This is a genomic window from Curtobacterium flaccumfaciens pv. betae (assembly GCF_026241855.1).
In the GTDB taxonomy this organism is placed as follows: domain Bacteria; phylum Actinomycetota; class Actinomycetes; order Actinomycetales; family Microbacteriaceae; genus Curtobacterium; species Curtobacterium flaccumfaciens.
The window spans coordinates 659,854-685,967 of the sequence record NZ_JAPJDC010000001.1; the positions used below are offsets into that span (position 1 = coordinate 659,854).

Here is a 26,114-nt window from a genome sequence, read left to right on the forward strand (position 1 = left end):
GGAGGGTCCGCGCGTCGTGACCGCGGCCGTGGGCCCGGGTGGCGTCTGACGGGAGGCCCGTGGCGGCGCCGGTGCGGGCCTCCCGTCCGACGGTCGGTGCGTCACGGGCCGTCGGCCGACGGTCAGGGCGACCCGCCGGTCCGTCAGACGGCGCTGGAGCGGTCGGCGAGCGCCTCGTCGCGTTCCAGCTCGCGGCGGAGCGCCGCGCGTGAGCCGACCACCGGCACTGCGTGCGTGATCGCCAGGTGCAGCCGCGAGTCGGCGTCGTAGCGCAGCCGGACCCGCTGGTACCGGACGAGCCAGACGAGCGCGATCCCGAGTGCGACGAAGCCCGAGGCCGCGCCGACGACGATCGCCCAGCGCGGGCCGAAGGCGTCGGCGACGGCGCCGACGAGCGGGGCGCCGATGGGGGTGCCGCCCGCGAAGATCGCCATGTAGAGCGCCATCACGCGGCCGCGCATCGCGGGCTTCGTCGTGGTCTGCACCAGGGCGTTCGCGGTGGTCATGAAGGTCAGGGACGCGAGCCCGACGAACACCAGCACGATCGCGAAGGTCCAGTACGTCGGGGCGAGGGCTGCGGCGGTGCACGCGAGCCCGAACCCGCCGGCGGCGAGCACGAGGGTGCGCATCCGCGGCTTGTCCCGGCGGGCGGACAGCAGCGCGCCGAGCACCGAGCCGATCGCCATCACCGAGTTGAGCAGCCCGAACTCGCCGGCGCCCTGGTGGAACTCGACCCGCGCCATCGTCGAGGTGAAGATCGGGAAGTTCACGCCGAACGTGCCGACGACGAAGATCATGCAGAGCACGACGACGATGTCCGGTCGGGTGCGGACGTACCGGAAGCCGGCGACGATCTGCCCCTTGCCGCGGCCCGCCCGGACCCGTTCGGCGAGCTGGGCGGGGTCGACGAAGCGGAGTGCGAGCAGGACGGCCAGGAACGACCCGGCGTTGATGACGAACACCCATCCGGAGCCGATCGCCGCGATGAGCACACCGGCGACCGCGGGGCCGATCAGGCGTGCGGCGTTGAACGACGCGGAGTTCAGGGCGACGGCGTTCGAGACGTCCTCGCCCTGCACGACGTCGGAGACGAAGGCCTGCCGGATCGGGGCGTCGAACGCGGCGACGATGCCGAGTGCCAGGGCGAAGCCGTACAGCGCGAGCAGGGTGGCGGTGTGCGTGAGGACCATGACGCCGAGTCCCAGCCCGAGCAGTCCCATCAGGCCCTGGGTGAGCATGAGCATCTTCCGGCGGTCGAACCGGTCGGCGGCGAGCCCGGTGAGCGGCAGGAGCAGCAGCTGCGGGCCGAACTGCAGGGCCATCGTGATGCCCACCGCGACGGCGTTGTTGTCCGAGAGCTGGGTCAGCACGATCCAGTCCTGGGCGGTGCGCTGCATCCAGGTGCCGACGTTCGACACCAGGGCCCCGGCGAACCAGATGCGGTAGTTGCGTCCGGCGAGGGAGCGGAACATGGCGGTCACTGCTGGGCCAGCCTCCTCATGATCTCGGTGGCGTCGGCGAGGGTGCTCCGCTCGTCGGCGGTGAGTGCTGCGAGTCGCGGGGAGAGCCAGCCGTCGCGGCGGCGTCGGGTCTCCTCGACGAAGGCGGCTCCGGCGGGTGTCGCACCGAGCAGCACCTTGCGGCGGTCGTCGCCGTGCCCGCACTTGGACACCAGGCCCCGCTCCACCAGCACCGCGACGGTCTTCGTCATGGACGGCGGGGTGACGCCGTCCTGTCGGCTCAGGTCGGCCAAGGTCATGGCGCCGTCGCGGTGCAGTCGGGCGAGGGCGGAGAACTGCGCGTCCGTGACGCTCGAGTCGGCCTTCTGGGCACGGAGGGTGCGGGACAGCCGGTTCACCGCGATGCGGAGGTCGGTGGCGTCGGTCATCGGTCGTTAGCCTAGCTCATTAGTTCAGCGAACGAACTTGATTTCGGGCGTACCGTGCTCTTAGACAACATGTGTTGCCGAGAGAGAAGGAGAACATGTCCGAGTTCGAGGGCAAGGTCGCCGTCGTCACCGGTGGTGGCAGCGGCATCGGCGAGTCCGTCGCGAAGGAGCTCGCAGCGGCGGGCGCCACGGTGGTCGTCGCCGACATCAACCTGGCGGGCGCCGAGCGCGTCGCCGCGTCGATCGTGGAGGCCGGTGGCACCGCTCGCGCGTTCGAGGCGAACTCCGCGGTCGCCGCGGACAACGAGCGCATGGTGCAGTTCGCGGTCGACACGTTCGGCGCGCTGCACCTCGCCGTGAACAACGCCGGCATCGGCGCAGCACCGCAGCCGATCGGCGAGTACGACATCGCCGCCTGGGACCGCGTCCGTGCGGTCGACCTGGACGGCGTCTTCTACGGGCTGCGCTACGAGATCCCCGCGATGGTGGCCGCCGGCGGTGGCGCGATCGTGAACATGGCGTCGGTGCTCGGGACGGTTGGCATGGCGCAGAACGCGGCCTACGTCGCCTCGAAGCACGCGCTCGCCGGGCTGACGAAGGTCGCCGCGCTCGAGTACTCGTCGCAGGGTGTCCGCACGAACGCCGTGGGCCCCGGGTTCATCGACACCCCGCTGCTCCGGAAGTCGCTCTCGCCCGAAGCCATCGCGGCACTCGAGGACGAGCACGCCTCGAAGCGGCTCGGCACCGACGCCGAGGTCGCTGCGCTCGTGCTGTTCCTGCTGAGCGACAAGGCCTCGTTCATCACGGGCAGCTACCACCTGGTGGACGGCGGCTACTCCGCCCACTGACGGGTCGGGCGTACCCGGACGTTCCGGGCGTACCTGGTCGAAACGGGCGTACCTGGTCGATTCTTTCGACTAGGTACGCCCGTTCCCGCTTTCCAGCGCGGGTGCGATGGGAAGGAACGTCGGACGGGAGGCCCACCCAGCGTGCGCCGGTCGGCTCGCGGTGGGCGGGCCTCCCGTCCTTCAGTGCCGCGCGTCCGTCAGGATCGCGTCGTGCGGGAGCAGCGCGTGCACGCCCCACGTGCGGTTCGCGACCTGCGTGATGCGCATGCTCACCGCCACGCTCGCCATCGCGAGTGCCTCGGCGCGGCCGATCCCGTGCAGCCCGGCGATCCAGTCGACCATCCGGTCGAGCGCCGTGGCCGTCGCGACGTTGAGGTCGGCGTCGAAGCCGAAGGTGATGCGTCCGGCGGGGGTGTCGGCGTGCACACCCTCGACCGGGGCACGGTCGAGGAGCGTCAGGGTCATCGTCGTGGTCATGCCGCACTCGACCGCCGTTCCGGAGACCTCGCCGTCGCCCTGGGCCGCGTGCCCGTCGCCGACGTGGAGCAGGGCGTCCGGCACCGTCACGGGCAGGTACAGGGTCGAGCCGGCGATCAGCTCGCGGCAGTCGATGTTGCCGCCGCCGACCGTGCGGGGCGGGATCGTCGAGTGCTCCCCGGTGGGCTCGGGTGGGACGCCGACGACGCCGAGGAACGGTGCCGTCCGCACCCCGAGGCCGAGCTGGTTCACGGCGACACCGGCGGGCACGTCGATGTCCCAGAGCAGCGGGCCGCGCGACGCCGGATCGGTCAGGCCGAGTGCGCGGTTCACCGGGGAGTCGACCCCGCCCGAGGCTGTGTAGCCCCAGTCGTCGGGCACGAGGTGGTCGAAGTGCACCGCCAGGACCATCCCCGGACGTGCTCCCGCGACGGCGATCGGCCCGACCAGGCAGTGGCCCCGGCGCGGGTCGATCAGGGTCGGGGCGTCCAGGCCCGGGCCCGGCTGGCGTTCCGTGTAGCCCGCGGCGCTCAGGGTTCGGACCGTCACCGTGTCGCCCGGTTCCACGGTCAGGACCGGCTGGCGTTCGGCGGTGAAGACGTCGACGGCGGAGTCGACCGTGGCGTCGAGGTGGTGGTGGGTGGTCATCCGTCGATCATCCCAGGCGGGTGTTCCGGGCGTGCCTGGTCGGATCGGGCGTACCTGGTCGGATCGGGCGTACCTGGTCGGAACGGGCGTACCTGGGCGGAACGGGCGTACCTGGTCGGAAGTTCTGACCAGGTACGCCCGATTCCACCAGGCATCGCGGGTGTCCTGGGAAGGAACGTCCTCAGTGGAACTGGGGGATCGTCAACCAGATGCCCGCCAGCACCGCGGCGATGCACAGCGCGAAGCACAACACGGCTCCCGCCAGTGCCGCCGGCGGGGTGTGCCCGGAGCGCGGGGTCTCGTCGGAGTACTGCGTGCGCTCGCCGCCCGCGTCGTCCGGCTGCCCGGTCCCGAGCAACCGGAGGCCGAGCGTGTACACGAGCACCAGGCCCACGGCGGCCACGAAGCCGACGCCGGCGACCGTGCCGATCGCGGTGAAGTCGATGTCCATCGTCGTTCCCCTCAGTTCGTCGCGCCGGTCGGCTGCGGCTCGGCTTGCTCGGCCGGCCCGGACTCGGTGGTGATGTCCTCGTGCGAGATCGGCTTGCGCTTGGCGAGGACGTAGAAGGTGAGCCCGCCGGCCAGGGCGAGGACCGCGACGAGCACCAGCCCGAAGGCCGAGGTCGACGCGAGCCAGGTCGCGAGCGCTCCGACCACCGCAGCGGCGGGCAGCGTGATCACCCACGCGACGACGATGCGGCCGACGACCGACCAGTGCACGTCGGCGAGCTTCTTGCCGAGCCCCGAACCGACGACCGCGCCGCTCGTCACGTGGGTCGTCGAGAGCGCGAAGCCCAGGTGCGACGAGATGAGGATCGTCGCGGCGGAGCTCGTCTCGGCGGCGAAGCCCTGCGGCGACTGCACGTCGGAGATCTTCTTGCCGACGGTCTGCATGATCCGCCAGCCGCCCATGTACGTGCCGAGGCCGATCGCGAGCCCGCAGGCCAGGATCACCCAGAGCGCCGGACCGGTGCCGGCGGCCTGGTAGTTCGCGGCGATGAGGGTCAGCGTGATGACGCCCATCGTCTTCTGCGCGTCGTTCGTGCCGTGTGCGAGCGACACCAGCGACGCCGAGATCGTCTGCCCGTGCCGGAACCCCGTCGCCGCACCGTGCGTCGTCGCGTTCTTCGTGAGCACGTACGCCAGGTACGTCGCGACCAGGGCGATCACCCCGGCGATGACCGGGGAGAGCAGCGCCGGCAGCACGACCTTCGACACCACCGTCGCCCAGCTGATGGAGTTCAGACCGGCCCCGATGATCGAGGCGCCGATGAGCCCGCCGAAGAGCGCGTGCGTGGAGGACGACGGCAGCCCGAGGTACCAGGTCGCCAGGTTCCAGAGCACCGCGCCGACGAGCCCCGCGAAGATCATCGTGGGGGAGATGTGGATGCCGTCCTGCCCCTCACGGATGATGCCCTGCGAGACGGTCTTGGCGACCTCGGTGGACAGGAACGCGCCGACCACGTTGAGCACGGCGGAGATGAGCACGGCGGTCCGGGGCTTGAGAGCTCCCGTGGCGACCGACGTGGCCATGGCGTTCGCGGTGTCGTGGAAGCCGTTCGTGAAGTCGAACACGAGGGCCACGACGATCACCAGCGTGACGATGACGATGACGTCCATGCGCAGGACGCTAGGCCCGCCCGGAACCCCCTGCGTGAACGCCGGGTGAACAGGTCCGGGATGGAGCGCGTCTGCGAGGATGGCAGTGTCTGAAAGGATGCGAGTGTGCCCACCTTCTCCGCCGCTCGCGGCGACGCCTCGTTCACCGACGCCCACGGCGTCGAGATCGTCTACTCGACCTGGCGTGCGGCGCGGCCGAAGGGTGTCGTGCAGATCGCGCACGGGGTCGGGGAGCACGGGCTCCGGTACGAACCGCTCGCGCAGGACCTGGTGCGCGCCGGCTACACCGTGCACGCGAACGACCACCGCGGGCACGGACGCACCGGCTTGACCCAGTGGGACGGCGACCACGCCAAGCTCGGGCGGCTCGGCCCCGGCGGGCTGCGCGCGGCGATCGCCGCGGTGGAGCAGATGAGCGCGGTCGCGCGGGCCGACGAACCCGGGCTGCCGCTCGTGCTGCTCGGGCACTCGTGGGGGTCGCTCATGGCGCAGCGGATCGTGAACACCTCGTCGGACCGCTACGACGGCGTCGTCCTGTCCGCGAGTGCCTACCGGCTGCCCGGCTGGATGAACAGCGGCGACCTCAACGCACGGCACGCGGGGTCGGGACCCACCAAGTACGAGTGGCTCACCCGCGACCGCACGATCATCGACGCGATGGCGCTCGACCCCCTGGCGGTCGAGGCCGACGTCATCGGGCTGTTCGGGCTCGCCGACACCCTCCGGCTGCTCGGGGTGCCGCGGCGGGGGATCCCGCACGACCTGCCGATGCTGCTGCAGGTCGGCTCGGACGACACCCTCGGGGGTCCGCGCTCGATCGAGCGTCTGGCGCAGGCGTACCGCCGACGCGGCCGGCTGTCCGACGTGACCGTGCAGGTGTACGAGGGCGCACGCCACGAGGTCTACAACGAGACGAACCGCGCAGAGGTCATCGGCGACCTGGTCGCGTGGCTCGACCGGGTGACGGCGCGCTGACGGCGCTCGCCGCGTCCTGCGACGCGACCGGTGCCGGACTGGAGGCCCGTGGCGACGCCGCCACGGGCCTCCCGTCCGTCACCAGGCCGGCCCACTGCCGGGCAGTCGGCCGTCCGGAATAGGGTTGCGGCATGCACGGTGAGTACAAGGTCCCCGGAGGCAAGCTGGTCGTCGTCGACCTCGAGGTCGTCGACGGCGCGATCCAGCAGTTCCGCCTGGCGGGTGACTTCTTCCTGGAACCCGACGATGCGCTGCCGCTCATCGACGCGGCCGTGAACGGGCTCCCCGCCACCACCGACGCCGCGGGCATCGCCGCAGCCGTGCGGGCGGCCCTGCCGACCGATGCGGTGCTGCTCGGCTTCACGCCCGAGTCCGTCGGCGTCGCGGTGCGCCGCGCGCTGTCGCGGGCCTCGACCTGGCGCGACCACGACTGGCAGATCGTGCACGAGGGGCCGATCAGCCCGAACGAGCACCTCGCGCTCGACCAGGTGCTGACCGAAGAGGTCGGTGCAGGCCGTCGCGGTCCCACGCTCCGCATCTGGGAGTGGGACCAGCCGGCCGTCGTGATCGGGTCGTTCCAATCGCTCAAGAACGAGGTCGACCCCGCCGGCGCCGAGAAGTACGGCGTGCAGGTGGTCCGACGCATCTCCGGCGGCGGTGCCATGTTCATGGACGCCGGCGCCGTGATCTCGTACTCGCTCTACGTGCCGTCCGACCTGGTGCAGGGCATGACGTTCGCCGACTCGTACGCGTTCCTCGACGAATGGGTGATCGAGGCGCTCAAGTCGCTCGGCATCGAGGCGTACTACCAGCCGCTCAACGACATCACCTCGACCAAGGGCAAGATCGGCGGGGCCGCCCAGAAGCGCCTCGGTACCGGGTCACTGCTGCACCACGCCACCATGAGCTACGACATGGACGGCGAGAAGATGGTGCAGGTGCTGCGCATCGGGCGCGAGAAGATGAGCGACAAGGGCACCACCAGCGCCGCGAAGCGCGTCGACCCGCTCCGCTCGCAGACGGGGCTGTCCCGCGCCGAGATCATCGAGCGGCTGATCGGCACCTTCACCCGCCTGTACGGGGCGACTCCCGGTGCGATCACCGATGCGGAGCGTGCGAAGGCACAGGAGCTCGTGCGGACGAAGTTCGCGACGAAGGAGTGGCTCGAGCGGGTGCCGTGAGCCCCGTTCCGATCGACGGTGGACGCGACGGCCGGAGCTGAGGGGGGACGTCCCGGCCGCCGCTGGTTCGAGTGTGCGCCTCGACCTCATGAACCAGACGTGTGGATGATGAGAATCCCCCGCGCGGCTGATCCGCTCGCCGCGCAGCCCACGTAGCGTCGCTGCCGTGAACTGGTTGATCTTCCTGGGGGCGGTGGCCGCCGTGGCCGTCGTGGTGTGGATCGCCGATCGCATGGGGTGGATCGACCTGTCGAACAAATCCCAGCGGAGCGGTGGATCCGGAGGCATGGTCGGGATGCTGGACGAGGTGTTCGCTCCGACCCGGCACGAGACGCAAGCCGAGTACGAACGGCAGGCGCGCCTGCCGAAACAGGCCCCGTCACCGGCGGACGACGACCACGATCTGCTCAGCGGCAGCGTGCTCATCCGGGTGCCGACGGTGCGGAGCGCCAGGCGGCACGAGGCGCGCGTGGGGACGCACGACCGCTCGTACTGAGCGGACGGGCGCCGCGCTCGTCTGTGCGTCGCCCGCGTCAGCGCGTCGTGAGCTCCTGGTAGTCCGGGTGCCGCTCGATCCACGCGTGCACGTAGCTGCACTGCGCGACGACCCGGCGTGACGAACTCGCACGCACGTCGTCGAGGGCGTGCTGCACCAGGATCGACGCGTGCCCACCACCGCGGTGCTCGGGATCGACCTCGGTGTGCACGAAGCGGATCTCGTCGCCGTCGATCTCGTACGCCGCGAGGCCGATGACCTCGCCGTCCTCGATCAGGGAGTACTGCTGCTTGTCGGTGTCGTTGCGGACCTCGGGTGCTGCTGCCATGCACTCGACCGTACGCCGGGGCCTGGGCGTGCGGTGCGTGTCCGCTCGGTGCGGTGCGGTGCGGTGCGGTGCGGTGCGGTGCGGTGCGCGTCGAGCGTGCTCGCTCGGTGCGCGACAATGGGTCCGTGCGCAGGGGAGACGACCGAGGCCCGGACCGCGTCGTCCTCGGCGACGCCCTCGACGTGGTCCCCGCCTACCCGGACGGGTCCTTCACACTGGTGTACCTCGACCCGCCGTTCAACACCGGCCGGTACCAGCGCCGGCACGCGACGTCCGCCGTGCCGAAGGCCGACGGTCCCGTGATGGGGTTCCACGGCCGGACCTACGAGCGGGTGCGCGGCGACCTGATGCGCTTCGACGACCGGTTCGAGGACTACTGGTCGTTCCTCGAACCCCGACTCATCGAGGCCTGGCGGCTGCTCGCCGCCGACGGCACGCTGTACCTGCACCTCGACTACCGCGAGTCGCACTACGCCAAGGTGCTGCTCGACGCGCTGTTCGGCCGTGAGTCGTTCCTGAACGAGATCGTCTGGGCCTACGACTTCGGTGCCAAGTCCAAGACGCGCTGGCCCACGAAACACGACACGATCCTGGTCTACGTGAAGGACCCGTCGCGGTACTGGTTCGACTCCGAGGCCGTCGACCGCGAGCCGTACATGGCGCCGGGTCTCGTCACCCCCGAGAAGCGCGAGCGCGGCAAGCTGCCCACCGACGTCTGGTGGCACACGATCGTCTCGCCGACCGGCCGCGAGAAGACCGGCTACCCCACGCAGAAGCCCGAGGGGGTGCTGCGGCGGATCGTGCAGGCGTCCTCACGCGAGGGGGACTGGGTGCTCGACTTCTTCGCGGGCAGTGGGACCACGGGCGCCGTGGCACAGGCGTTGGGGCGGCGGTACGTGCTGGTGGACGACAACCCTGCGGCGATCGACGTGATGCGGAAGCGGTTGCCGGGTGCGTCGTTCGAGGTGGCTGGAGCACCGGAGGCAGCGGCGGGGGACGCGGCGCCGGCGGTCTGAGGCGCGGCACCGAGAACGGCAACGGCTCCCTCGACCCGACGCCCCGACGACCCAACGACCCAACGACCCGAGGGAAAACCGACGCCGATGACCGCCCTGAGGCAGTGGATCGCAGTCACCGTGACCACGATCGCGATCGTCGGCACGACTGCCGGCTGTTCTGGAGGACAGATGGAGAACCGACCGACCCAGGAGCCGGCCGATGCGAAGCGCAGCATCCAGCAGCTCGTCGACGACACGACCGATGCGCTCGGAGGGACGTGGACGGCCCAGGAAGGGCCGCGGCTCGGCACGTGTGAGGACGAGCGCGGCGTCGGTGAGGGTGTGAACTACACGTACATCAAGTCCCGTGCTGATCGCGGCGACGTCGAGCAGGGGATCCGGACGCTCGAGAAGCTGTGGGGCGAGCGCGGACTCGACACGAAGCGGTTCTCCGATGCCGACGCGTCCTCCAGCGGCGTCGACGGCAGCGGGGACGGCGTGGCGAACATCGGGTTCCAGTCCTCCGACCTCGGTGGGGGCGACACGGTCAGTGGTACCTCGGCGTGCGCCGCCGGGGACTACGTCGAGATGCGCGAGCGAGAGCGCTCGTAGCCTCCGCACGGGAGCGTCGATGTCGATGTCGATGTCGATGTCGATGTCGTACGACGTCGACGGTGTCGCCTCCGCGCGGCCGCAACAGTTGCACGCGCGCAGATGCGACGAGGTCGCTGTCGTACGACAGCGACCTCGTCGTTCGGCATCAGCGAGCGAGCGCCCGCGCCGACTACTCCGCGGAGTGCCGCCCGTGCGCGTGCGCGTCGTCAGCGTCCGGCCGGGAGGCCCGGCTCGCCTCCGCCGCATCGGCTCCGGCCCCCTGGGCGTCCGGCTCCACGACCGGGGCGGCGTGGGCAGCCCGGGTCCGGATGGCACCGGTCGTCGTCGGGGGCTCGTCGACCGGCGCAGCCGCCGAGTGCGCACCGTGCGTCGTGGCGTTCGGCAGCGGCGCACGGGTGTCGTCGACCCCGTGCGGCAGCACCGAGACGTCCGACGCCCCGGTGGCCCGGGCGGACCGAGGCTGCACGTCCGGCGACGTCGGCACGTCGGGCGAGGTCGGGACTTCGGCGGAGGACGACCCCGTCGGCACCGGGGCAGCTCCAGGTGCGGCGGCTGCAGCGGCTGCAGCGGCGCTCCCGTCGGACCCCGCACCGGCAGCCGTGCGCGCGGCATCGGCCTGCTCCTGCAGCGCCGAGGTCTTGCGGAGCGGCGGCACCCGGAAGAACCACGTCAGGACGAAGGCGAGCAGGATCACCGCGAGGCCGACGTAGTAGACGCGGACGGCCGAGTCGCTGAACCCGACCAGGAACGGACGGCTGAGCCGGGGGTCCGCCCCGTTCAGGAACGACGTGTCGCTCGTCGCCGAGTCGGTGGACGAGCTCGCGGCCGAGTCGCCGCTCTTGAGCTGCTTGATGAGCGTCGGGGCGACCTGGTCGACGACGTTCTCCCGCTGCCCCTTGTCGGAGTAGTCGATCTGCAGCTTGCTGTCGACGACCGAGGCGTTCGCCTTCGTGGCCGCCGTCTCGAGCGCCTGCTGTTCGGCTGCGGGCTTGGCGTCGTCGACCTGCTGGGCGATGATCGTGTCCGCTGCGGCGGCCGGGACGGTCCCCGCGGCGACCTGCTGCTGCACCGCTGCCGTCACCTGCTTGGTCACGGCGGCGTCGGCGGCCTGCTTCGCCTGCGCGGTGCCCTGGTCGAGACCGTCCTGCACCTTCTTCTGCACCGGGTCGACGATCTTCGCCCAGATCTCGTCCATCACGCCCTGGTTCTTCGACGCGTTCGCGACCGAGGGCGTCATCGCGGCGTTGAGCGCGCTCTTCAGGTCGGACTCGTTCTGCATCGCGGCGCTGATGTTCGTCGGCATCAGGGTGAACAGCACGGAGAGCAGGACAGCGGTGCCCATCGTGCCGCCGATCTGGCGGAAGAACGTCGCGGCGCTCGTGGCGACACCGATGTCCCGCGGTGACACCGAGTTCTGCGCGGCGAGGGTCAGCGTCTGCATGAGCTGTCCGAGTCCGAGCCCGATGCCGAACATGCCGAGCATCAGGAACCACAGGGGCCGGTCGGCGGTCAGGAACGTCAGGACCGTGAAGCCGATCGCCGTGAACGCCGTTCCGGTGATCGGGAAGACCTGGTAGTTGCCGGTGCGGGAGATGATCTGGCCGGAGGCGATCGACGAGATCATCAGGCCGAGCACCATCGGCAGCATGGCGAAGCCGGACTCGGTCGGGGTCACGCCCTTGACGATCTGCAGGTAGAGCGGGATCGTCAGCATCGCGCCGAACATGCCGAAGCCGACGAGCACGGACAGGATCGCGGACATCGAGAACACCCGCGATCCGAAGAGCTTCATCGGCAGGATCGCGTCGTCGCCCATGGCCCGCTCGACGATGATGAACGCGATCAGGCCGAGGGCGCCGATTGCGTAGCAGGCGAAGGCGGCGGGGGAGTCCCAGCCCCATTCGCGGCCCTGCTCGGCGATGAGCAGCAGCGGCACGAGCGTGACGATGACGAGCGTCGCACCCCACCAGTCGATGCGGGGCTTGCCCCGGTCGCCGAACTTCGGCAGGTGCAGGAACGTCAGCACCATGAACAGGGCGATGATGCCGATCGGCACGTTGATCAGGAACACCCAGCGCCAGCCGGCGATGAACAGCAGCTGGTCCGCGCCGGCGAAGACGCCGCCGACGAGCGGACCGATGACGGACGAGATGCCGAAGACCGCCAGGAAGTAGCCCTGGTACTTCGCCCGCTCGCGTGGGGCGAGCATGTCGCCCATGATCGCCAGCGGCAGGGACATCAGACCACCGGCACCCAGGCCCTGCAGCGCGCGGAACCCGGCGAGCATGAGCATCGAGTCGGAGAACGACGCCGCGAACGAACCGACGATGAAGATGCCGATCGCGGTGATGAAGAGCGGCCGGCGACCGAAGATGTCGGAGAGCTTGCCGTAGATCGGGGTCGTCACCGTCGATGCGATGAGGTAGCCGGTGGTGACCCAGGCCTGCTGGTCGAGTCCGTGCAGGTCGTCACCGATGGTGCGGATCGCGGTGCCGACGATCGTCTGGTCGAGGGCACCGAGGAACATGCCGGCCATCAGGCCGTAGATCACCAACAGGATCTGTCGGTGGTTCATCACGACGTTGGACGCCGTGGTGGGGGCCGCGGGGGCGGTCGCCGTCTGGGTCATGAGCAGGGTCTCCCGGGGTACCGATGCGCTGGCAGAACGATTTTTGCGCTGCCTGCAAAGTTACAACTACCGCAAGTGCTCGGTCGCACCGAGACGGCTTCCTGAGTGGATCGCAGTCACGGTACGCCCAGTGGGCCCAGGTTGCACACGGCCTGGAGGCCCGGCTCGGTTCCGGCGGACGGGCTGCGGTGTCCGAGACCCGCAGCCCGTCCGACGAGGGCGCTACGCGCCCAGGGCTGCGTCGACGATCTCCTTGGCCTCACGCTGCACCTGCTCGAGGTGCTCCTGCCCGACGAAGCTCTCCGCGTAGATCTTGTAGACGTCCTCGGTGCCCGACGGGCGCGCGGCGAACCACGCCTTGTCAGTGACGACCTTCACACCGCCGACGGCTGCGTCGTTGCCCGGGGCCTTCGACAGCTTCGCGGTGATCGGGTCACCGGCCAGGGTGTCCGCGGTGATGGCGTCGCCGTCGAGCTTGCCGAGGCGGGCCTTCTGCTCCTTCGAGGCCGCGGCGTCGACGCGCTGGTAGACCGGGGCACCGAAGCGTTCGGTCAGCTCGGCGTAGAGCTGCGACGGGGTCTTGCCGGTGACGGCGACGATCTCGGACGCCAGGAGCGCCAGGATGATGCCGTCCTTGTCGGTGGTCCACGCGGTGCCGTCGGTGCGCAGGAACGACGCACCCGCGGATTCCTCGCCGCCGAAGGCCACGGAGCCGTCGATCAGGCCGGGGACGAACCACTTGAAGCCGACCGGGACCTCCCACAGGCGACGGCCCAGGGACTCGGCGACGCGGTCGATGATGCTCGACGACACCAGGGTCTTGCCGATCGCGGCGTCGTCGCGCCACTCGGGCCGGTGCGCGTAGAGGTACTCGATCGCGACCGCGAGGTAGTGGTTCGGGTTCATCAGTCCGCCGTCGGGCGTGACGATGCCGTGCCGGTCGGAGTCGGCGTCGTTACCCGTCAGCACGTCGAAGTCGTCCTTGCGCGCGAGCACCGAAGCCATCGCCGAGGGGCTCGACGGGTCCATCCGGATCTTGCCGTCCCAGTCGAGCGTCATGAACGCCCACGTGGGGTCGACCTCGGGGTTCACGACGGTCAGGTCGAGTCCGTAGTGGTCGCGGATGGCGTTCCAGTACGGCAGCGAGGCGCCACCGAGCGGGTCTGCACCGATCTTCACGCCGGCACGCTTGATCGCGGCGATGTCGATGATGTTCTCGAGGTCGGCGACGTACGTGTTCAGGAAGTCGTAGCGCTCGGGCGCGGCGTCCTCGGTGCGCTGCACCTCGGCGTTGCCGCCCTCGATGATCGCGTTCGCCCGGTTCGCGATCCAGCTCGTGGCGTGGCTGTCGGCGGGACCACCGTGCGGCGGGTTGTACTTGAAGCCGCCGTCGCGGGGCGGGTTGTGGCTCGGCGTGATGACGATGCCGTCGGCCGTGTCCGGGTTGCCGGCGCGGTTGTAGCGGATGATCGCGTGGCTCAGCGCGGGCGTCGGCACGAAACCGTCCTGGCTGTCGGCGAGCACGCGCACGCCGTTGGCGGCGAGGACCTGCAGAGCGGTCTGCTCGGCGGGGGCCGAGAGCGCGTGGGTGTCGCGGCCGATGAAGAGCGGCCCGTCGGTGCCCTGGTCGCGGCGGTACTCCACGATCGCCTGCGTGATGGCGGCGATGTGGGTGTCGTTGAAGGCGGTGTCGAGCGACGACCCGCGGTGTCCGGACGTGCCGAACACGACCTTCTGCTCGGGGGCCGAGACGTCGGGCACTCGGTCGTGGTAGGCGGCGAGGAGCTCGTCGAGGTCGACGAGGTCGTCTGCGGTCGCTGGGGTGCCGGCGCGGTCGTTCATGCGTCCATCCTGGCATCGGCCGCCCTGGCGCGTTCGGGGGAAGTGCACCGGAGGTCGGGGGAACGCGAGCGAGCGGCCGCCCAACCCGGGTTGAGGGGGGACACCCGGGGCGGGCGACCGCTCGCGGTCTGTGGAGGCAGGTGCCTCAGGCGGTGCGGAACGAACCCGTCGCCGTGCGGAACGAACCGGTCACGGTGCGCGTCGAGGACGTCGCGGTGCCGGGACGGCGGAACTGCGTGTCGACGAAGCGGCCGAGTGCTCGGCCGGTGCCGGTGCCGGTGTAGCTGCCGACCGGGCTGCGGGTCGCGTCGCCTGTGAAGGCGCCGAGCTCGGCGCGGGTCTCGAGGCCGGTCACGTAGGCGCCGCCCAGGGGGTTCTGACGGTTCTGCATGGGTGCTCCTCGTCGTCGTGCCGAGGTCCGCAGGTCACCGAGCCGGCGACCGCGACGCCGTCGGCTGGATGACCACCACTCTACGCACTTGTCTTGCATCATGCAAAACAAGCGCGTGTCGGAGACTCAGGCGAGCAGCTCGCAGAAGTTCCGGCCCTCGGCCGTCCAGCTCTGCCGCGGGACCATCCCGGCGTCCGCCGCGTGCCGGTGCAGGGCGTCGAGGCCGACCTCGGCCCACGGGAACCCGGCGCTCTCGTTGCCGTCGGCGTCCACCACCCGCGCGGTGTACACGCGGTCGGCCGCGGCTTCGGGGTTCGTCTCGACGATGACCCGGCCGCCGGCTCGTACGATCTCGCGGCAGCGGGCGAGTAGGGCCGTCGGGTCACCACCGATGCCGATGTTGCCGTCGATCACCAGCGCGGTGTCCCAGTGACCCTCGTCGGGCACGGCGTCGAACACGGAACCCTGCAGGGCGGTGCCGCCGGCGCGCTGCGCGATGGCCACGGCCTCGGCGGAGACGTCGACGCCGAGCGCCGGGATGCCCCGGGACCGTGCGGCGACGAGCATCCGGCCCGGACCACAGCCGATGTCGATGACCCCGCCGTCGACGTCGTCGAGGAGCGAGCGGTCGACGCGGTCGGCGGCGGCGCTCCAGCGGCCGACGTCCATCGTGGTGACGGCGTCGGGGCGGTCGGCATCGGTCAGGCGCAGGTGGCCGTCGGTGCGCAGGGCACGGGCGTACGGTTCGCCGCCGCCGGCACCGAACGAGACGGGTGCGTGCATGGTCATCGGGTGCTCCCCACGGTCTCGGCACGGAGTGCCCGGGTGAAGTCGGAGTCGGGAGCGAGGTCGGCGACCCGCTCGGCGTCCGGGATCGTGTCGACGTCGAGCAGCTCCCCGAGCACGCCCACGTCGAGTCCGGCGTCGGTCAGGCGTGCGAGCTGCACGGCTCCGGTGTCGTCGCGCGACATCGGGACGCCGCGCAGCAGGTCCCCGGTGGGCTGTCGCAGGTACAGCGACCAGAAGCCGCCGTCCTCGGCCGGGCCGAACCAGGCGTCGCGGGCGGCGTCCTCGAACACCGGGGCGAGGTCCGCGGTGGACACCTGCGGGGTGTCCATGCCGACGAGCAGCAGTGGAGCGTCGACGGCGTCGAACAGGAACCCGAGGCGCTCGTCCAGACCGCCACCGGGCTGGTGCAGCACCTCGAACCCCTCGGCCGAAGCCGGCACGACGTCGCCGTCGAAGAACAGGACCCGGCGGGCCGCGGGCAGTGCGCGGACGGTCGCCAGGGTGTCGGCGAGGCTCGCGGACGCGACGCGCGCGGCGCCCTCGGGGGAGAGCGCCGGCGTCAGCCGGGTCTTCACCTTGCCGGGCAGGCACTCCTTCGCCACGACGGCGACGGTGACGTCGGCGCGCGCAGCGTCGCTGGCGTGGGTGGCGGTCACGAGCGGGCCTCCTCGACCACGGGGGTGGACTCGGCCGCCTGGCGGAGCGGCCCCGGTGCGACGACCCGGACACGGGCCTCCCGGCGGTACGCACGGAGCAGACGGGACATGTCCCGCACCGCGTTGATCGTGCCGCGGAGCGTTCCGGTGACCTTGCTGTCGCCGATGCGCTGCGCGTACCCGATGTCGGACTCGTCGACGCGCCAGCCGGCGGCGTGCGCGGCCAGGACCATCTCGAGCGGGTAGCCGCTGCGGCGGTCGCGCAGGTCGAGGGAGACGAGGTCCTCGCGGCGCATCACACGCATCGGGCCGAGGTCGCGCAGGCGGTAGCCGGTCGCGCGGTGCATGAGGACGGCGAGGACGCGGTTCGCGAACCGCGCGTGCGGGGCCCACGCACCGCGGCCGGTCGGGACGCGACGGCCGAGTGCCAGGTCGACGCGGCCACTGGCCACGCGGTCGACCAGGGGCGGGAGCTCGGCCGGGTCCATCGAGGCGTCGGCGTCGCAGAACGCGACGAAGTCGGCGGTCGCCGCGGCGACCCCGGCGGCGCAGGCCGAACCGAACCCCTTGACGGGTTCCGTCACCACCAGGGCACCGTGGGCGCGGGCGACGTCGGCCGATCCGTCGGTCGATCCGTTGTCGACGACGATGGCCCGGTAGCCCGTGGGGAGGCGCGCGATGACCTTCGGCAGGGCGTCCGCCTCGTCGAGGCACGGCAGGATCACGTCGACAGTCATGTCCGTCATTCGGTGCGGTCGGTCGGATCGACGGGTCTGTCCTGGCATGCACTCGACACAACACGACGACGCGCTGCGGGGTACAGGAAACTGCCGGGTCCTGGTCGTTCAGCGCGCTCGATCCGCGTCCGGTCCCCAGAACGGGGGACAGGATGCGCGCGTGGGTTCCGCGAGTGGTTCCGCAAGTGGTTGCGCAAGACGCCGTCGTGTCGTCGAGACGCCGCCTGGTGCGGCGGCGTCTCACGCAGCAGGGGGCGTGGTGCCGACACGACGTCGTCCTGCGGGGCCGTGGGGGCGGGGAATTCGGACGGGAGGCGCGGGGCGGGGCCGTCACGGCCCTCCCGTCCGGTGGCTGGCCGTGCTCTCAGGCGTCGCTCGCGCCGACCGGCCCGCTCACGCGTTCCGGCTAGCGGACGGCGCTGCGGAGCGGTGCCGTCGCGAAGTCGCGCATGCCGGCCTCGAAGTCGACCTCGGCGTGCCAGCCGAGCTCGGCGGCGATGCGTGCCGAACTCGCGGTGACGTGACGGACGTCGCCCAGGCGGTACTCGCCCGTGACGACCGGCTGCGGGCCGTCGGGTCCGGCGATCGCGGCGGCCATGTCGCCGATGGTGTGCACGGTGCCGGAGCCGACGTTGTACGCGCGGAACGTGTCCGACGGCAGGTCGGCGGTCGCTGCGATGGAGGCTGCGTTCGCACCGGCGACGTCGTCGACGTGCACGAAGTCGCGTCGCTGGGCGCCGTCCTCGAAGACCCGGGGTGCCTCGCCGCGGGCCAGCGCCGAGCGGAACAGGGACGCGACACCGGCGTAGGGGGTGTTCGCCGGCATGCCCGGTCCGTAGACGTTGTGGTACCGGAGCGCGATCGCGCGGCCGCCCGTGGCACGGGCCCAACTGGAGGCGAGGTGCTCCTGCGCGACCTTCGTCTGCGCGTACACGTTGCGGGGGTCGAGCGCGGCGGACTCGTCGATCAGGCCGGGCAGCAGGGGCTGACCGTCGGGGCCGATGGGGTCGAAGCGGCCGGCGTCGAGGTCCTCGCGGCGGCGGGCCGGCGGACGGGTCGGCTCGCCGGAGGCGGTGGTGTACGCGCCCTCGCCGTAGACGACCATCGAGCTGGCGACGACGAGCCGGCCGATGTCGTGCCGGTCCATGCCGGCGAGGACGTGGGCGGTGCCGGCGTCGTTCGACGAGACGTAGTCGGGGGCGTCCTGGAAGTCCACGCCGAGGCCGACCTTGGCGGCCTGGTGGCACACGACGTCGATGCCGTCGAGGGCGGCGTCGAGGGCGACCCGGTCGCGGACGTCGCCGTGCACGAACGCGATGCCCTGCTGCTGGTGGGCGCGGACGACCTCGGCGGGGTCGCCGTGCACGTCGTCGCGCAGGGAGTCGAGGACGCGGACCTCGTGGCCGTCGGCCAGGGCGCGGCGGACGATCGCGGAGCCGATGAAGCCGGCGCCGCCGGTGACGAGGAGGCGGCTCATGCGGTGGCGCCTGTGGGCTGGGCCTGCATGATGCTTGCGCTCGCGCTGGTCGGGACGAGTTCGCGCGGGGTGAAGTCGGCGGGGATCGCGGCGACGATCTGGCCGATGGCGCGGACGATGACCTCGTTGGCACGGGCGAGGCGTTCCATGACGAGCGCGTGGGTGACGACGGCTCCGGCGTCGTCGACGTCGGGGCCGCTGGCTGCGGCTGCGGATGCGGCGGCAGCTGCGGCCTCGTCCTCGGTCGGGGCCAGGCCGGCGTCGGCGTCGGTGACGAACGACAGGTTCACCGTGGCGATGCCGAGTTCGGCGGCCAGGGGGACCTCGGGCGTCATCGTCATGTTGATCGTGTGACCGCCGGCCTGCCGGAGCCAGACGGACTCGGCGCGGGTGGAGAACCGGGGACCCTGGATGACGACGCACGTGCCGGTCGGACGGAACGGCACGTCGAGCCCGGCGACGGCGTCGATCGCCGCGCGGCGGAGCGTCGGGTCGAACGGGTCGGCGAAGGACAGGTGCTGCACGTCGTCCTCGAAGAACGTGTCGGCGCGGCCCCAGGTGCGGTCGATGAGCTGGTCCGTCACGACGAAGGTGCCCGGGGCGTAGTCGGGGTGCAGGCCGCCGACGGCGCTCGAGGACACGATCGCGCGGACGCCGAGCGAACGGAGCGCCCAGACGTTCGCACGGTGGTTGATGCGGTGCGGGGCGACGGAGTGCTCACGGCCGTGGCGGGTCAGGAACGCGACCCGTCTTCCGGCCATCGTGCCGATGCTGATCAGGCTCGACGTCGGGCCGAACGGGGTCGGGACGTCGAGCTCGTCGGCGGTGCCCTCCTCGAACAGCTGGTAGAGGCCGGAGCCTCCGATGACACCGATCGTCACGGCTTCGTCGTTCTCCACAGGTCCTCCGGTTGGTCGTCGGCGCGGGCTGCGCGCTGGATACGCTACTGACGGCGCCACCGGGCGAACCGGGAACGGCGCCACCACCCCCCTGTTCGGAGGCACCTGTGCGAACGATCGGTCAGCACCGCGACGACCTGGCGGCGTTGCTCGCGCCGGTGGTGGCGGGCCTCGGATCAGAAGAACTGTCGATCGACGAACTCGCCGGCGCGGGGTTCGGGGCCGGGTTCGCACACCGCGTGCTCGCGGCCGCCGTCCTGTCGCCCGTTCCGCTGCCGCCGTTCGACAACAGCCAGATGGACGGGTTCGCGGTGCGGGTCGCCGAGGCGGGGCAGCAGGTCCGGGTCGTCGAACCGATCCCCGCCGGCGTGGTGCCCGAACCGCTCGAGCCCGGCACGGCTGCGCCGATCATGACCGGTGCACGGATCCCGACCGGCGCCGACGCGGTGTTCCCGGTCGAGGCGACCGAGCCCGGCGCGTTCCCGGCTGCGCTCGAGCTGCCCCGGGTGACGGTGCCCGCCGACCTGACCGCCGGCACGTTCGTGCGGGTCACCGGCAGCGACTTGCCCGCCGGTGCCGAGCTCGCTCCGGCCGGTTCCGCGGTCACGCCGGCGCTGCTCGGGGCCCTGGCCGCTACGGGGGTGACGACCGTGTCGGTGCGCCGACCGCTGCGGGTCCTCGTCGTGTCGACCGGCTCGGAGCTGCAGGGCGCCGACACGGACGCGGCGACCATCGGCGACGCGAACGGCATCGCGCTGCGGGCAGCCCTTGCCCAGGTCGGTGCGGACTCGCGGGCCGTCCGGGTGCCCGACGACGTCGCTGCCTTCGACCGGGCGCTCGATGCAGCCGTGGGGGACTGGGCCGACCTCGTGCTGACCACCGGGGGCATCAGCGCCGGGGCGTACGAGGTCGTCCGACAGGCGCTCGAACCACGCGGGCTCGCGGTGACGCCGGTCGCGATGCAACCCGGTGGGCCGCAGGCGTTCGGCAGCGTCGTGTTCGGAGACGGTCGCGCCGTACCGGTGGTGTCCTTCCCCGGCAACCCGGTGTCGGCGCTCGTCTCGTTCGAGGTGTTCCTGCGTCCCCTGCTCGCCGCCGCCGTCGGACTCACGCCGGACCGCCCCACCCAGGTCCTGCCGGCGGCGTCCGCTGCCGGCTCACCCGTCGGCAAGCACCAGGTCCGGCGCGGCCGGGTGCAGGGCGGGGCCGTGCACTTCGTCGGTGGGCCGAGTTCGCACCTGCTCGTGCACTACGCCGCCGCCACCCACCTGGTGCACGTCCCCGTGGGGGTCGACACCGTCGAACCCGGCGACCCCCTCACCGTCTGGAGCCTCCGATGACCGACCCGTCCGCCTCCGACCAGCTGTCGCACGTCCGCGCCGACGGCAGCGCGCACATGGTCGACGTCTCCGCGAAGGACGTCACCGACCGGTCGGCCACCGCCACCGCCACCGTCGTCACCCGTCCCGACGTCGTCGCACGCATCCTCGACGGCTCGCTGCCCAAGGGCGAGGTCGTCGGCACCGCCCGGCTCGCCGCGATCATGGCGGTGAAGAAGACCTCCGACCTGATCCCGCTGTGTCACCCGCTGCCGATCGCCGGCGTGCAGGTCGACATCACCGGTACCGACGACCGCGTGCTGATCGAGGTGTCGGTCCGCACGACCTCGCGCACCGGCGTCGAGATGGAAGCCCTGACCGGGGCGAGCGTCGCCGCCCTGACGGTGTACGACATGGTGAAGGCCGTCGACCGAGCGGCCGTGATCACGGACGTGCGCGTGCTCGAGAAGCACGGCGGGCGCTCCGGGGACTGGAGCAACCGATGACCGCCGAGCCGACCAGGGGCCGGGCCGCCGTCGTCGTGGTGTCCACGCAGGCCGCCGCCGACCCCGCACTCGACCGCACCGGGCCCGTCATCGTCGACTGGCTGCGCGACCGCGGGTTCACGACGAGCGACCCGATCATCGTCCCCGACGGCGGCGCGATCACCGAGACCGTCACCGCCGAACTCCTGGCCGACGCACGGGTCGTCATCACCACCGGCGGCACCGGGGTCACCCCGACCGACCGGACCCCCGAGGCGGTGGCGGGGCTGATCGACCTCGAACTGCCCGGCATCACCGAGGAGATCCGTCGACGCGGGCTCGCGGGTGCCGGCCCCACCGCGCTGCTCACCCGCGGCGTCGCCGGGGTCACGAACGCCGGCTGCCTGCTCGTCACCCTGCCCGGGTCGCGCGGCGGGGTGTCCGACGGGCTCGCCGTGCTCGACGGTGTGCTCGACCACGTCGTCGCCCAGGTGCACGGCGAGGGCCACGCCCCGCGGAGCGCCTCGTGAGCAGCACCGAGGCCGCCGCACGGGTCGTGCTCGCCGACGTCGTCGACCGCGACGTCAGCGTCGACGAGGTCGCAGCCGTGGTGGCCACCGAGCAGGACGGCGCCGTGGTGACCTTCGCCGGCATCGTCCGTGACCACGACGGTGGCAAGGGCGTCACGGCGCTCGACTACGAGCGGCACCCCAGCGCCGGCGACGTCATCACCGAGGTCGCCCGGACCATCGCCGAGGACCACCCCGACGTCCGGATCGCCGTGCTGCACCGCGTCGGGGCGCTCGGCATCGGGGACGTCGCGCTCGCCGCAGCGGTGTCGTCGTCGCACCGGGCGCAGGCGTTCGCCGCGTGCGGTGCCCTGGTCGACCTGGTGAAGGAGCGCGTGCCGATCTGGAAGCACCAGCGGTTCACCGACGGGACGGACGAGTGGGTCGCGGCGCTGTGACCGGCCCCACCCTGTGCACCTTCGCAACCGGGACGCTCGTTCGGGGCATGGTGAGACTCCAAGCCGATCCATAGAATCGCGAACATGAGCGTCTTGCTGCCCGGGATCACCGTCATCCTGCTGGTCTTCGCCCTGATCGACATCCTGACGAAGACGGATGACCAGATCCGCGGCCTGCCGAAGATCGCGTGGGTGATCCTCGTGATCCTGGTCCCCGTCGTCGGCAGCATCGTCTGGTTCGCCATCGGCCACGACTGGGCTCCGGGCGAACGGAACCACGGTCGGTACATCGAGCCGACCCGCCACGAGGACCGGTACGCCACCCTCGGCGATGCCCGCAGTGCGCACGGCGCCAAGCGCGTGACCGGCACGGAGCAGGAGCTCGCCGAGCTCGAGCGCGAGATCGAGTACTGGGAGGCGCAGGCCCGCCTGAAGCGTGCCAAGGAGGCCGCGGGCGAAGGCGACGCGGCCCCCGCGAGCTGACCCGGGCCTCCAGGCCGTCGCACCGACGCGCGGAGCGCCGCCTCGCCGACGCACCGTGCGCGGTCTGTCGGCCGGTGCGAGGTTGCGCGCTCCGTGTGCCGCTACGGGTTCGCACCGAGCGGGCAACCTCGCACCACTCGAACAAGCGCGCACCATGCGACCAGAGCCGGCCGAACACCCGAACCACCCGCCCCGCACCCACCACCCCGCCGCGCCACCTACCCTTGACGCGTGGCACATCTCCTCGGCGCCGAGAACCTGCATCTCGAGTTCCCCACCAAGGTCGTCTTCGACAACGTCACCCTCGGCATCGACGAGGGTGACCGGATCGGCGTCGTCGGCCGGAACGGCGACGGCAAGTCGACCCTCCTCGCACTGCTGTCCCAGCGCCTCGAGCCGGACGGCGGCCGCGTCACGCACCGGCGCGGGCTGACCATCGGCTACCTGGACCAGCGCGACATCCTGCCCGAGGGCGCGACCGTCGGCAGCACCGTCGTCGGCGACCTCGAGGAGCACGAGTGGGCCGGTGACCCGAAGATCCGCGACATCATCGGCGGTCTGGTCTCGGACATCCCGTGGGACGTCAGCGTCGACGAGCTGTCCGGTGGGCAGCGTCGTCGTGTGGCGCTCGCGCGGCTGCTGGTCGGCGACTGGGACGTCCTGTTCCTGGACGAGCCGACCAACCACCTGGACGTCGAGGGCATCGAGTGGCTCGCCGGGCACATCAACCGCCGCTGGTCGTCGAACCAGGGCGGCATGGTCGTCGTGACGCACGACCGGTGGTTCCTCGACGCCGTGTCGACCGACACGTGGGAGGTCCACGACGGGGTCGTCGACCCCTTCGAAGGTGGCTACGCCGCGTACATCCTGCAGCGCGTCGAGCGTGACCGGCAGGCCGCCACGATCGAGCAGCGCCGCCAGAACCTGGCCCGCAAGGAGCTCGCGTGGCTCCGCCGCGGCGCCCCGGCCCGCACGAGCAAGCCGAAGTTCCGCATCGACGCGGCGAACGCCCTGATCGACGACGTCCCGCCGATCCGCGACACGGTCGCGCTGTCCCGGACAGCGACCGCGCGCCTCGGCAAAGACGTCGTCGACCTGCTCGACGTGAGCGTCTCGTTCGACGGCACGCAGATCCTCGACCGCATCGAGTGGCGCATCGCTCCGGGGGAGCGGACCGGCATCCTCGGCCCGAACGGCGCCGGCAAGTCCACGCTCCTCAACCTGGTCTCCGGCCGGCTGCAGCCGACGAGCGGGCGGGTGAAGACCGGCAAGACGGTGCAGGTCGCGGTCCTCGACCAGCAGCTCGCCGACCTGCAGCAGTTCGCCGACGACCGCGTGCGCGAGGTGGTGGCCCGCAAGAAGACGAGCTACGTCGCCGACGGCAAGGAGATGACGCCGTCGCAGCTGCTCGAGCGGCTCGGCTTCACCTCGGAGCAGCTCTCCACGCCGGTCAAGGACCTGTCCGGTGGGCAGAAGCGGCGCCTGCAGCTCATGCTCATCCTGCTCGACGAGCCGAACGTGCTGATCCTCGACGAGCCCACCAACGACCTCGACACCGACATGCTCGCCGCCATGGAGGACCTGCTCGACACCTGGCCCGGCACCCTGCTGGTCGTCAGCCACGACCGGTACCTGCTCGAGCGCGTCACCGACCAGCAGTACGCCGTGCTCGGCGGGCACCTGCGCCACCTGCCTGGCGGCGTCGACGAGTACATGCGTCTGCGCGAGGCCGGAACCGGGGGCGGGACCGCCTCTGCGGCTGCCGCCGCGTCTGCCGGGAGGCCCGACACCGTCGGCGGGACCGGCTCGGCCGGTGCCGTGGCCGGGTCCACGGCCGCTGGTGCGTCGGCCCTGTCGGGAGCGGACCGGCGGACGGCCGAGAAGGAGATGTCGGCGCTCGACCGGAAGATCGCGAAGGTCGGCGCGGACCGCAAGAAGCTGCTCGACCAGTTCGCGACGCACGACCAGTCCGACTACGCCGGACTCGGCGAACTGCAGGCGAAGCTCGGTGCGCTCGAGGCCGAGGTCGAGCAGCTCGAGGAGCGCTGGCTCGAGGTCGCGGAGCTGCTCGGGGTCTGAGCCGGTCTACTCGACGGACGCGGGGTCGACCGCGTCCTGGCCGCTGTCCGCCGGGGTGGCGTCCTCGGGGGCCCCACCACCGGGGTTCGCCACGACCTCCCACAGGTGGCCGTCCGGGTCCTGGAAGAAGCCGGACCACATGCCCCACGGGCGTGTGTACGGCGGTTCGGGCATCGTGGCGCCCGCTGCCTGTGCTCGCTCGAGGAACGCCTCGGCCTCGGCCTGACTGCCCGTGAAGTGCCCGATCGTGCTGCTCGGTGCCGTGGCCAGCTGCACGCCGGAGTCCTTCGCCATGTCGTCACGGCCGTAGACGCTGACGATCAGCCCGTCGTCGAGGGTGAACATCGCCGTGGTGCCGCCGGCCTGCGTTTCCGTGGCGGGGTACTCGGTCCCGATGACGCCGCTGCCCTCGATGCCGAGCAGGGCGCGGTAGAACTCGGCCGATCGAGCGACGTCGGCGACGGCGAGGGTGATGGCGTGCATGCGCCGCACGATACGCCGGGGCCGCTCGGCCCGTGTCACGCTGTCGGTCAGTCCCCGAGGCCCAGGATGAGCCGGCGGAGCAGCCCGGCCAACTGGCCCTGCTCGTCGGCGGAGACCCCGGACAGGATGTCCCGCTCGGCGGCCAGCAGGTCTGCGATCGCCGCGTCCACCGCCACCCGGCCCTTGCCCGTCAGCGAGACGAGGATGCCGCGGCCGTCCTTCGGGTCGGTCCGTCGCCCCACGAAGCCGCGGGCCGCCAGGCGGTCCACCCGGTTCGTCATCGTGCCGCTCGACACCAGGGTCTGCTGCAGCAGGGTCTTCGGGCTCAGCTCGTAGGGCTCACCCGCCCGCCGCAGGGCCGACAGGACGTCGAACTCCCACGGCTCCATGTCGCTCGCGTCGAACGCGGTCCGCCTGGCGCGGTCCAGGTGCCGGGCGAGCCGGTCCACGCGGGACAGGACCTCGAGCGGGCCGAAGTCGAGGTCGGCACGCTCACGACCCCACGCCGCGACGATGCGATCGACCTCGTCCTCATGCGGCATCCCTCCATCTTGGCCGAACCCGGAGCGGACAGCCAGCCTCGTCGGTCGTGGGAAGATGGAGGAGCACCTCCGGGTGCGTTCCGCCTTGGTGTAATGGCAGCACGACGGCCTTTGGTGCCGTTAGGTCCGGGTTCGAATCCTGGAGGCGGAGCGGAGGGGTGATCGGACTATTGGCGAATCTCATTGTGAGAAATGACGTGAGAGCAGCGTCTGCTGCTCTCCTTCGGGCGCAAGGTCTCGCACGGCGGCTCGCTGAGCCATC

At 71.6% G+C, this 26,114-nt stretch carries 28 protein-coding genes, 1 tRNA gene and 1 pseudogene; 14 read left to right on the forward strand and 16 right to left on the reverse strand.

Annotation, left to right across the window (positions count from 1 at the left end):
- Positions 1-143: 143 nt before the first annotated feature.
- Together ORG17_RS03195 and ORG17_RS03200 are read right to left on the reverse strand one after the other, a co-directional pair.
- The gene (locus ORG17_RS03195) at positions 144-1,481 is read right to left on the reverse strand and encodes an MFS transporter (protein ID WP_443652023.1); all 1,338 of its coding nucleotides are present in this window, start codon (positions 1,479-1,481) and stop codon (positions 144-146) included.
- The gene (locus ORG17_RS03200) at positions 1,478-1,888 is read right to left on the reverse strand and encodes a MarR family winged helix-turn-helix transcriptional regulator (protein WP_071248270.1); all 411 of its coding nucleotides are present in this window, start codon (positions 1,886-1,888) and stop codon (positions 1,478-1,480) included. The genes ORG17_RS03195 and ORG17_RS03200 overlap by 4 nt, the downstream gene beginning before the upstream one ends.
- A 95-nt stretch (positions 1,889-1,983) precedes the next feature.
- Between ORG17_RS03200 and ORG17_RS03205 the strand changes: the two genes are divergently transcribed.
- Positions 1,984-2,736 (forward strand): SDR family NAD(P)-dependent oxidoreductase, encoded by a 753-nt coding sequence (locus tag ORG17_RS03205; protein WP_071406021.1) that lies wholly within the window; start codon positions 1,984-1,986, stop codon positions 2,734-2,736.
- A gap of 180 nt (positions 2,737-2,916) precedes the next feature.
- Here the strand turns inward: ORG17_RS03205 and ORG17_RS03210 are convergent, their stop codons facing one another.
- The 3 genes from ORG17_RS03210 to ORG17_RS03220 all read right to left on the reverse strand — a co-directional run bounded on the left by ORG17_RS03210 (position 2,917) and on the right by ORG17_RS03220 (position 5,481).
- A complete protein-coding gene (locus ORG17_RS03210) occupies positions 2,917-3,861 on the reverse strand; it encodes an acetamidase/formamidase family protein (RefSeq protein WP_214526728.1) in 945 nt (314 codons plus the stop codon).
- A 181-nt stretch (positions 3,862-4,042) separates the two neighbouring features.
- The gene (locus ORG17_RS03215; RefSeq protein WP_071248265.1) at positions 4,043-4,312 is read right to left on the reverse strand and encodes a hypothetical protein; all 270 of its coding nucleotides are present in this window, start codon (positions 4,310-4,312) and stop codon (positions 4,043-4,045) included.
- Between the two features lie 11 nt (positions 4,313-4,323).
- Positions 4,324-5,481 (reverse strand): inorganic phosphate transporter, encoded by a 1,158-nt coding sequence (locus ORG17_RS03220; RefSeq protein ID WP_027465071.1) that lies wholly within the window; start codon positions 5,479-5,481, stop codon positions 4,324-4,326.
- Positions 5,482-5,586: 105 nt separating this feature from the next.
- Here ORG17_RS03220 and ORG17_RS03225 point away from each other — a divergent pair, with 105 nt between their 5' ends.
- The 3 genes from ORG17_RS03225 (at position 5,587) to ORG17_RS03235 (ending at position 8,133) form a co-directional block, all read left to right on the forward strand.
- Complete coding sequence (locus ORG17_RS03225; protein WP_027465072.1) at positions 5,587-6,456, forward strand: alpha/beta hydrolase; 870 nt, start codon at positions 5,587-5,589, stop codon at positions 6,454-6,456.
- Positions 6,457-6,587: 131 nt separating this feature from the next.
- A complete protein-coding gene (locus tag ORG17_RS03230) occupies positions 6,588-7,637 on the forward strand; it encodes a lipoate--protein ligase family protein (RefSeq protein WP_214526729.1) in 1,050 nt (349 codons plus the stop codon).
- Between the two features lie 166 nt (positions 7,638-7,803).
- Entirely contained in the window at positions 7,804-8,133 is a 330-nt protein-coding gene (locus tag ORG17_RS03235) for a hypothetical protein (RefSeq protein WP_214526730.1), read from the forward strand.
- Between the two features lie 37 nt (positions 8,134-8,170).
- On the opposite strand, the gene ORG17_RS03240 is transcribed toward ORG17_RS03235, so the two are convergent.
- The gene (locus tag ORG17_RS03240) at positions 8,171-8,461 is read right to left on the reverse strand and encodes a GNAT family N-acetyltransferase (RefSeq protein ID WP_027465074.1); all 291 of its coding nucleotides are present in this window, start codon (positions 8,459-8,461) and stop codon (positions 8,171-8,173) included.
- 125 nt (positions 8,462-8,586) lie between these two features.
- On the opposite strand from ORG17_RS03240, the gene ORG17_RS03245 reads away from it, so the two are divergent.
- Positions 8,587-9,477: a DNA-methyltransferase gene (locus tag ORG17_RS03245; RefSeq protein ID WP_111056903.1), complete on the forward strand. Its 891-nt coding sequence runs from the start codon at positions 8,587-8,589 to the stop codon at positions 9,475-9,477.
- A gap of 87 nt (positions 9,478-9,564) precedes the next feature.
- Positions 9,565-10,071, forward strand: a complete 507-nt coding sequence (locus ORG17_RS03250) for a hypothetical protein (RefSeq protein ID WP_214526731.1) — start codon at positions 9,565-9,567, stop codon at positions 10,069-10,071.
- 172 nt (positions 10,072-10,243) lie between these two features.
- On the opposite strand, the gene ORG17_RS03255 is transcribed toward ORG17_RS03250, so the two are convergent.
- The 8 genes from ORG17_RS03255 to ORG17_RS03290 all read right to left on the reverse strand — a co-directional run bounded on the left by ORG17_RS03255 (position 10,244) and on the right by ORG17_RS03290 (position 19,494).
- The gene (locus ORG17_RS03255) at positions 10,244-12,703 is read right to left on the reverse strand and encodes an MDR family MFS transporter (protein WP_214526732.1); all 2,460 of its coding nucleotides are present in this window, start codon (positions 12,701-12,703) and stop codon (positions 10,244-10,246) included.
- Positions 12,704-12,925: 222 nt separating this feature from the next.
- Positions 12,926-14,545 (reverse strand): phosphoglucomutase (alpha-D-glucose-1,6-bisphosphate-dependent), encoded by a 1,620-nt coding sequence (pgm, locus tag ORG17_RS03260; protein ID WP_214526733.1) that lies wholly within the window; start codon positions 14,543-14,545, stop codon positions 12,926-12,928.
- A 145-nt stretch (positions 14,546-14,690) separates the two neighbouring features.
- Complete coding sequence (locus ORG17_RS03265; RefSeq protein WP_214526734.1) at positions 14,691-14,936, reverse strand: hypothetical protein; 246 nt, start codon at positions 14,934-14,936, stop codon at positions 14,691-14,693.
- Between the two features lie 126 nt (positions 14,937-15,062).
- The gene (locus ORG17_RS03270; RefSeq protein WP_027465080.1) at positions 15,063-15,725 is read right to left on the reverse strand and encodes a class I SAM-dependent methyltransferase; all 663 of its coding nucleotides are present in this window, start codon (positions 15,723-15,725) and stop codon (positions 15,063-15,065) included.
- On the reverse strand, positions 15,722-16,381 hold the full coding sequence (locus ORG17_RS03275; protein ID WP_214526735.1) for a TIGR04282 family arsenosugar biosynthesis glycosyltransferase: 660 nt from the start codon (positions 16,379-16,381) through the stop codon (positions 15,722-15,724). Before ORG17_RS03275 ends, ORG17_RS03270 begins: the two co-directional genes overlap by 4 nt.
- Positions 16,378-17,127, reverse strand: coding sequence for a glycosyltransferase family 2 protein (locus ORG17_RS03280; protein WP_027465082.1), 750 nt, complete (start codon positions 17,125-17,127; stop codon positions 16,378-16,380). The genes ORG17_RS03275 and ORG17_RS03280 overlap by 4 nt, the downstream gene beginning before the upstream one ends.
- A gap of 397 nt (positions 17,128-17,524) precedes the next feature.
- Entirely contained in the window at positions 17,525-18,595 is a 1,071-nt protein-coding gene (locus ORG17_RS03285) for an NAD-dependent epimerase/dehydratase family protein (RefSeq protein ID WP_214526583.1), read from the reverse strand.
- Positions 18,592-19,494: an MTAP family purine nucleoside phosphorylase gene (locus ORG17_RS03290; protein WP_214526584.1), complete on the reverse strand. Its 903-nt coding sequence runs from the start codon at positions 19,492-19,494 to the stop codon at positions 18,592-18,594. The genes ORG17_RS03285 and ORG17_RS03290 overlap by 4 nt, the downstream gene beginning before the upstream one ends.
- A 107-nt stretch (positions 19,495-19,601) precedes the next feature.
- On the opposite strand from ORG17_RS03290, the gene ORG17_RS03295 reads away from it, so the two are divergent.
- From ORG17_RS03295 to ORG17_RS03320, 7 genes and pseudogenes are all read left to right on the forward strand, one after another.
- On the forward strand, positions 19,602-20,834 hold the full coding sequence (locus tag ORG17_RS03295; RefSeq protein WP_214526585.1) for a molybdopterin molybdotransferase MoeA: 1,233 nt from the start codon (positions 19,602-19,604) through the stop codon (positions 20,832-20,834).
- Entirely contained in the window at positions 20,831-21,319 is a 489-nt protein-coding gene (gene moaC, locus ORG17_RS03300) for a cyclic pyranopterin monophosphate synthase MoaC (RefSeq protein WP_214526586.1), read from the forward strand. Before ORG17_RS03295 ends, moaC begins: the two co-directional genes overlap by 4 nt.
- Positions 21,316-21,828 (forward strand): MogA/MoaB family molybdenum cofactor biosynthesis protein, encoded by a 513-nt coding sequence (locus ORG17_RS03305; RefSeq protein ID WP_027465087.1) that lies wholly within the window; start codon positions 21,316-21,318, stop codon positions 21,826-21,828. The genes moaC and ORG17_RS03305 overlap by 4 nt, the downstream gene beginning before the upstream one ends.
- On the forward strand, positions 21,825-22,265 hold the full coding sequence (locus ORG17_RS03310) for a molybdenum cofactor biosynthesis protein MoaE (RefSeq protein ID WP_214526587.1): 441 nt from the start codon (positions 21,825-21,827) through the stop codon (positions 22,263-22,265). Before ORG17_RS03305 ends, ORG17_RS03310 begins: the two co-directional genes overlap by 4 nt.
- Before the next feature lie 84 nt (positions 22,266-22,349).
- Complete coding sequence (locus tag ORG17_RS03315; protein WP_051596635.1) at positions 22,350-22,748, forward strand: PLDc N-terminal domain-containing protein; 399 nt, start codon at positions 22,350-22,352, stop codon at positions 22,746-22,748.
- Between the two features lie 231 nt (positions 22,749-22,979).
- Positions 22,980-23,448, forward strand: a pseudogene (locus tag ORG17_RS18450) (ATP-binding cassette domain-containing protein); the annotation flags it as partial.
- A gap of 23 nt (positions 23,449-23,471) precedes the next feature.
- Entirely contained in the window at positions 23,472-24,827 is a 1,356-nt protein-coding gene (locus tag ORG17_RS03320; RefSeq protein ID WP_411913892.1) for an ABC-F family ATP-binding cassette domain-containing protein, read from the forward strand.
- 6 nt (positions 24,828-24,833) lie between these two features.
- Here ORG17_RS03320 and ORG17_RS03325 read toward each other — a convergent pair whose 3' ends face one another.
- The gene (locus ORG17_RS03325) at positions 24,834-25,310 is read right to left on the reverse strand and encodes a VOC family protein (RefSeq protein ID WP_214526588.1); all 477 of its coding nucleotides are present in this window, start codon (positions 25,308-25,310) and stop codon (positions 24,834-24,836) included.
- Between the two features lie 47 nt (positions 25,311-25,357).
- Entirely contained in the window at positions 25,358-25,852 is a 495-nt protein-coding gene (locus ORG17_RS03330) for a MarR family winged helix-turn-helix transcriptional regulator (RefSeq protein ID WP_027465090.1), read from the reverse strand.
- A 79-nt stretch (positions 25,853-25,931) separates the two neighbouring features.
- On the opposite strand from ORG17_RS03330, the gene ORG17_RS03335 reads away from it, so the two are divergent.
- Positions 25,932-26,003 (forward strand) — tRNA-Gln (locus ORG17_RS03335).
- The last annotated feature ends 111 nt before the right edge of the window (positions 26,004-26,114 follow it).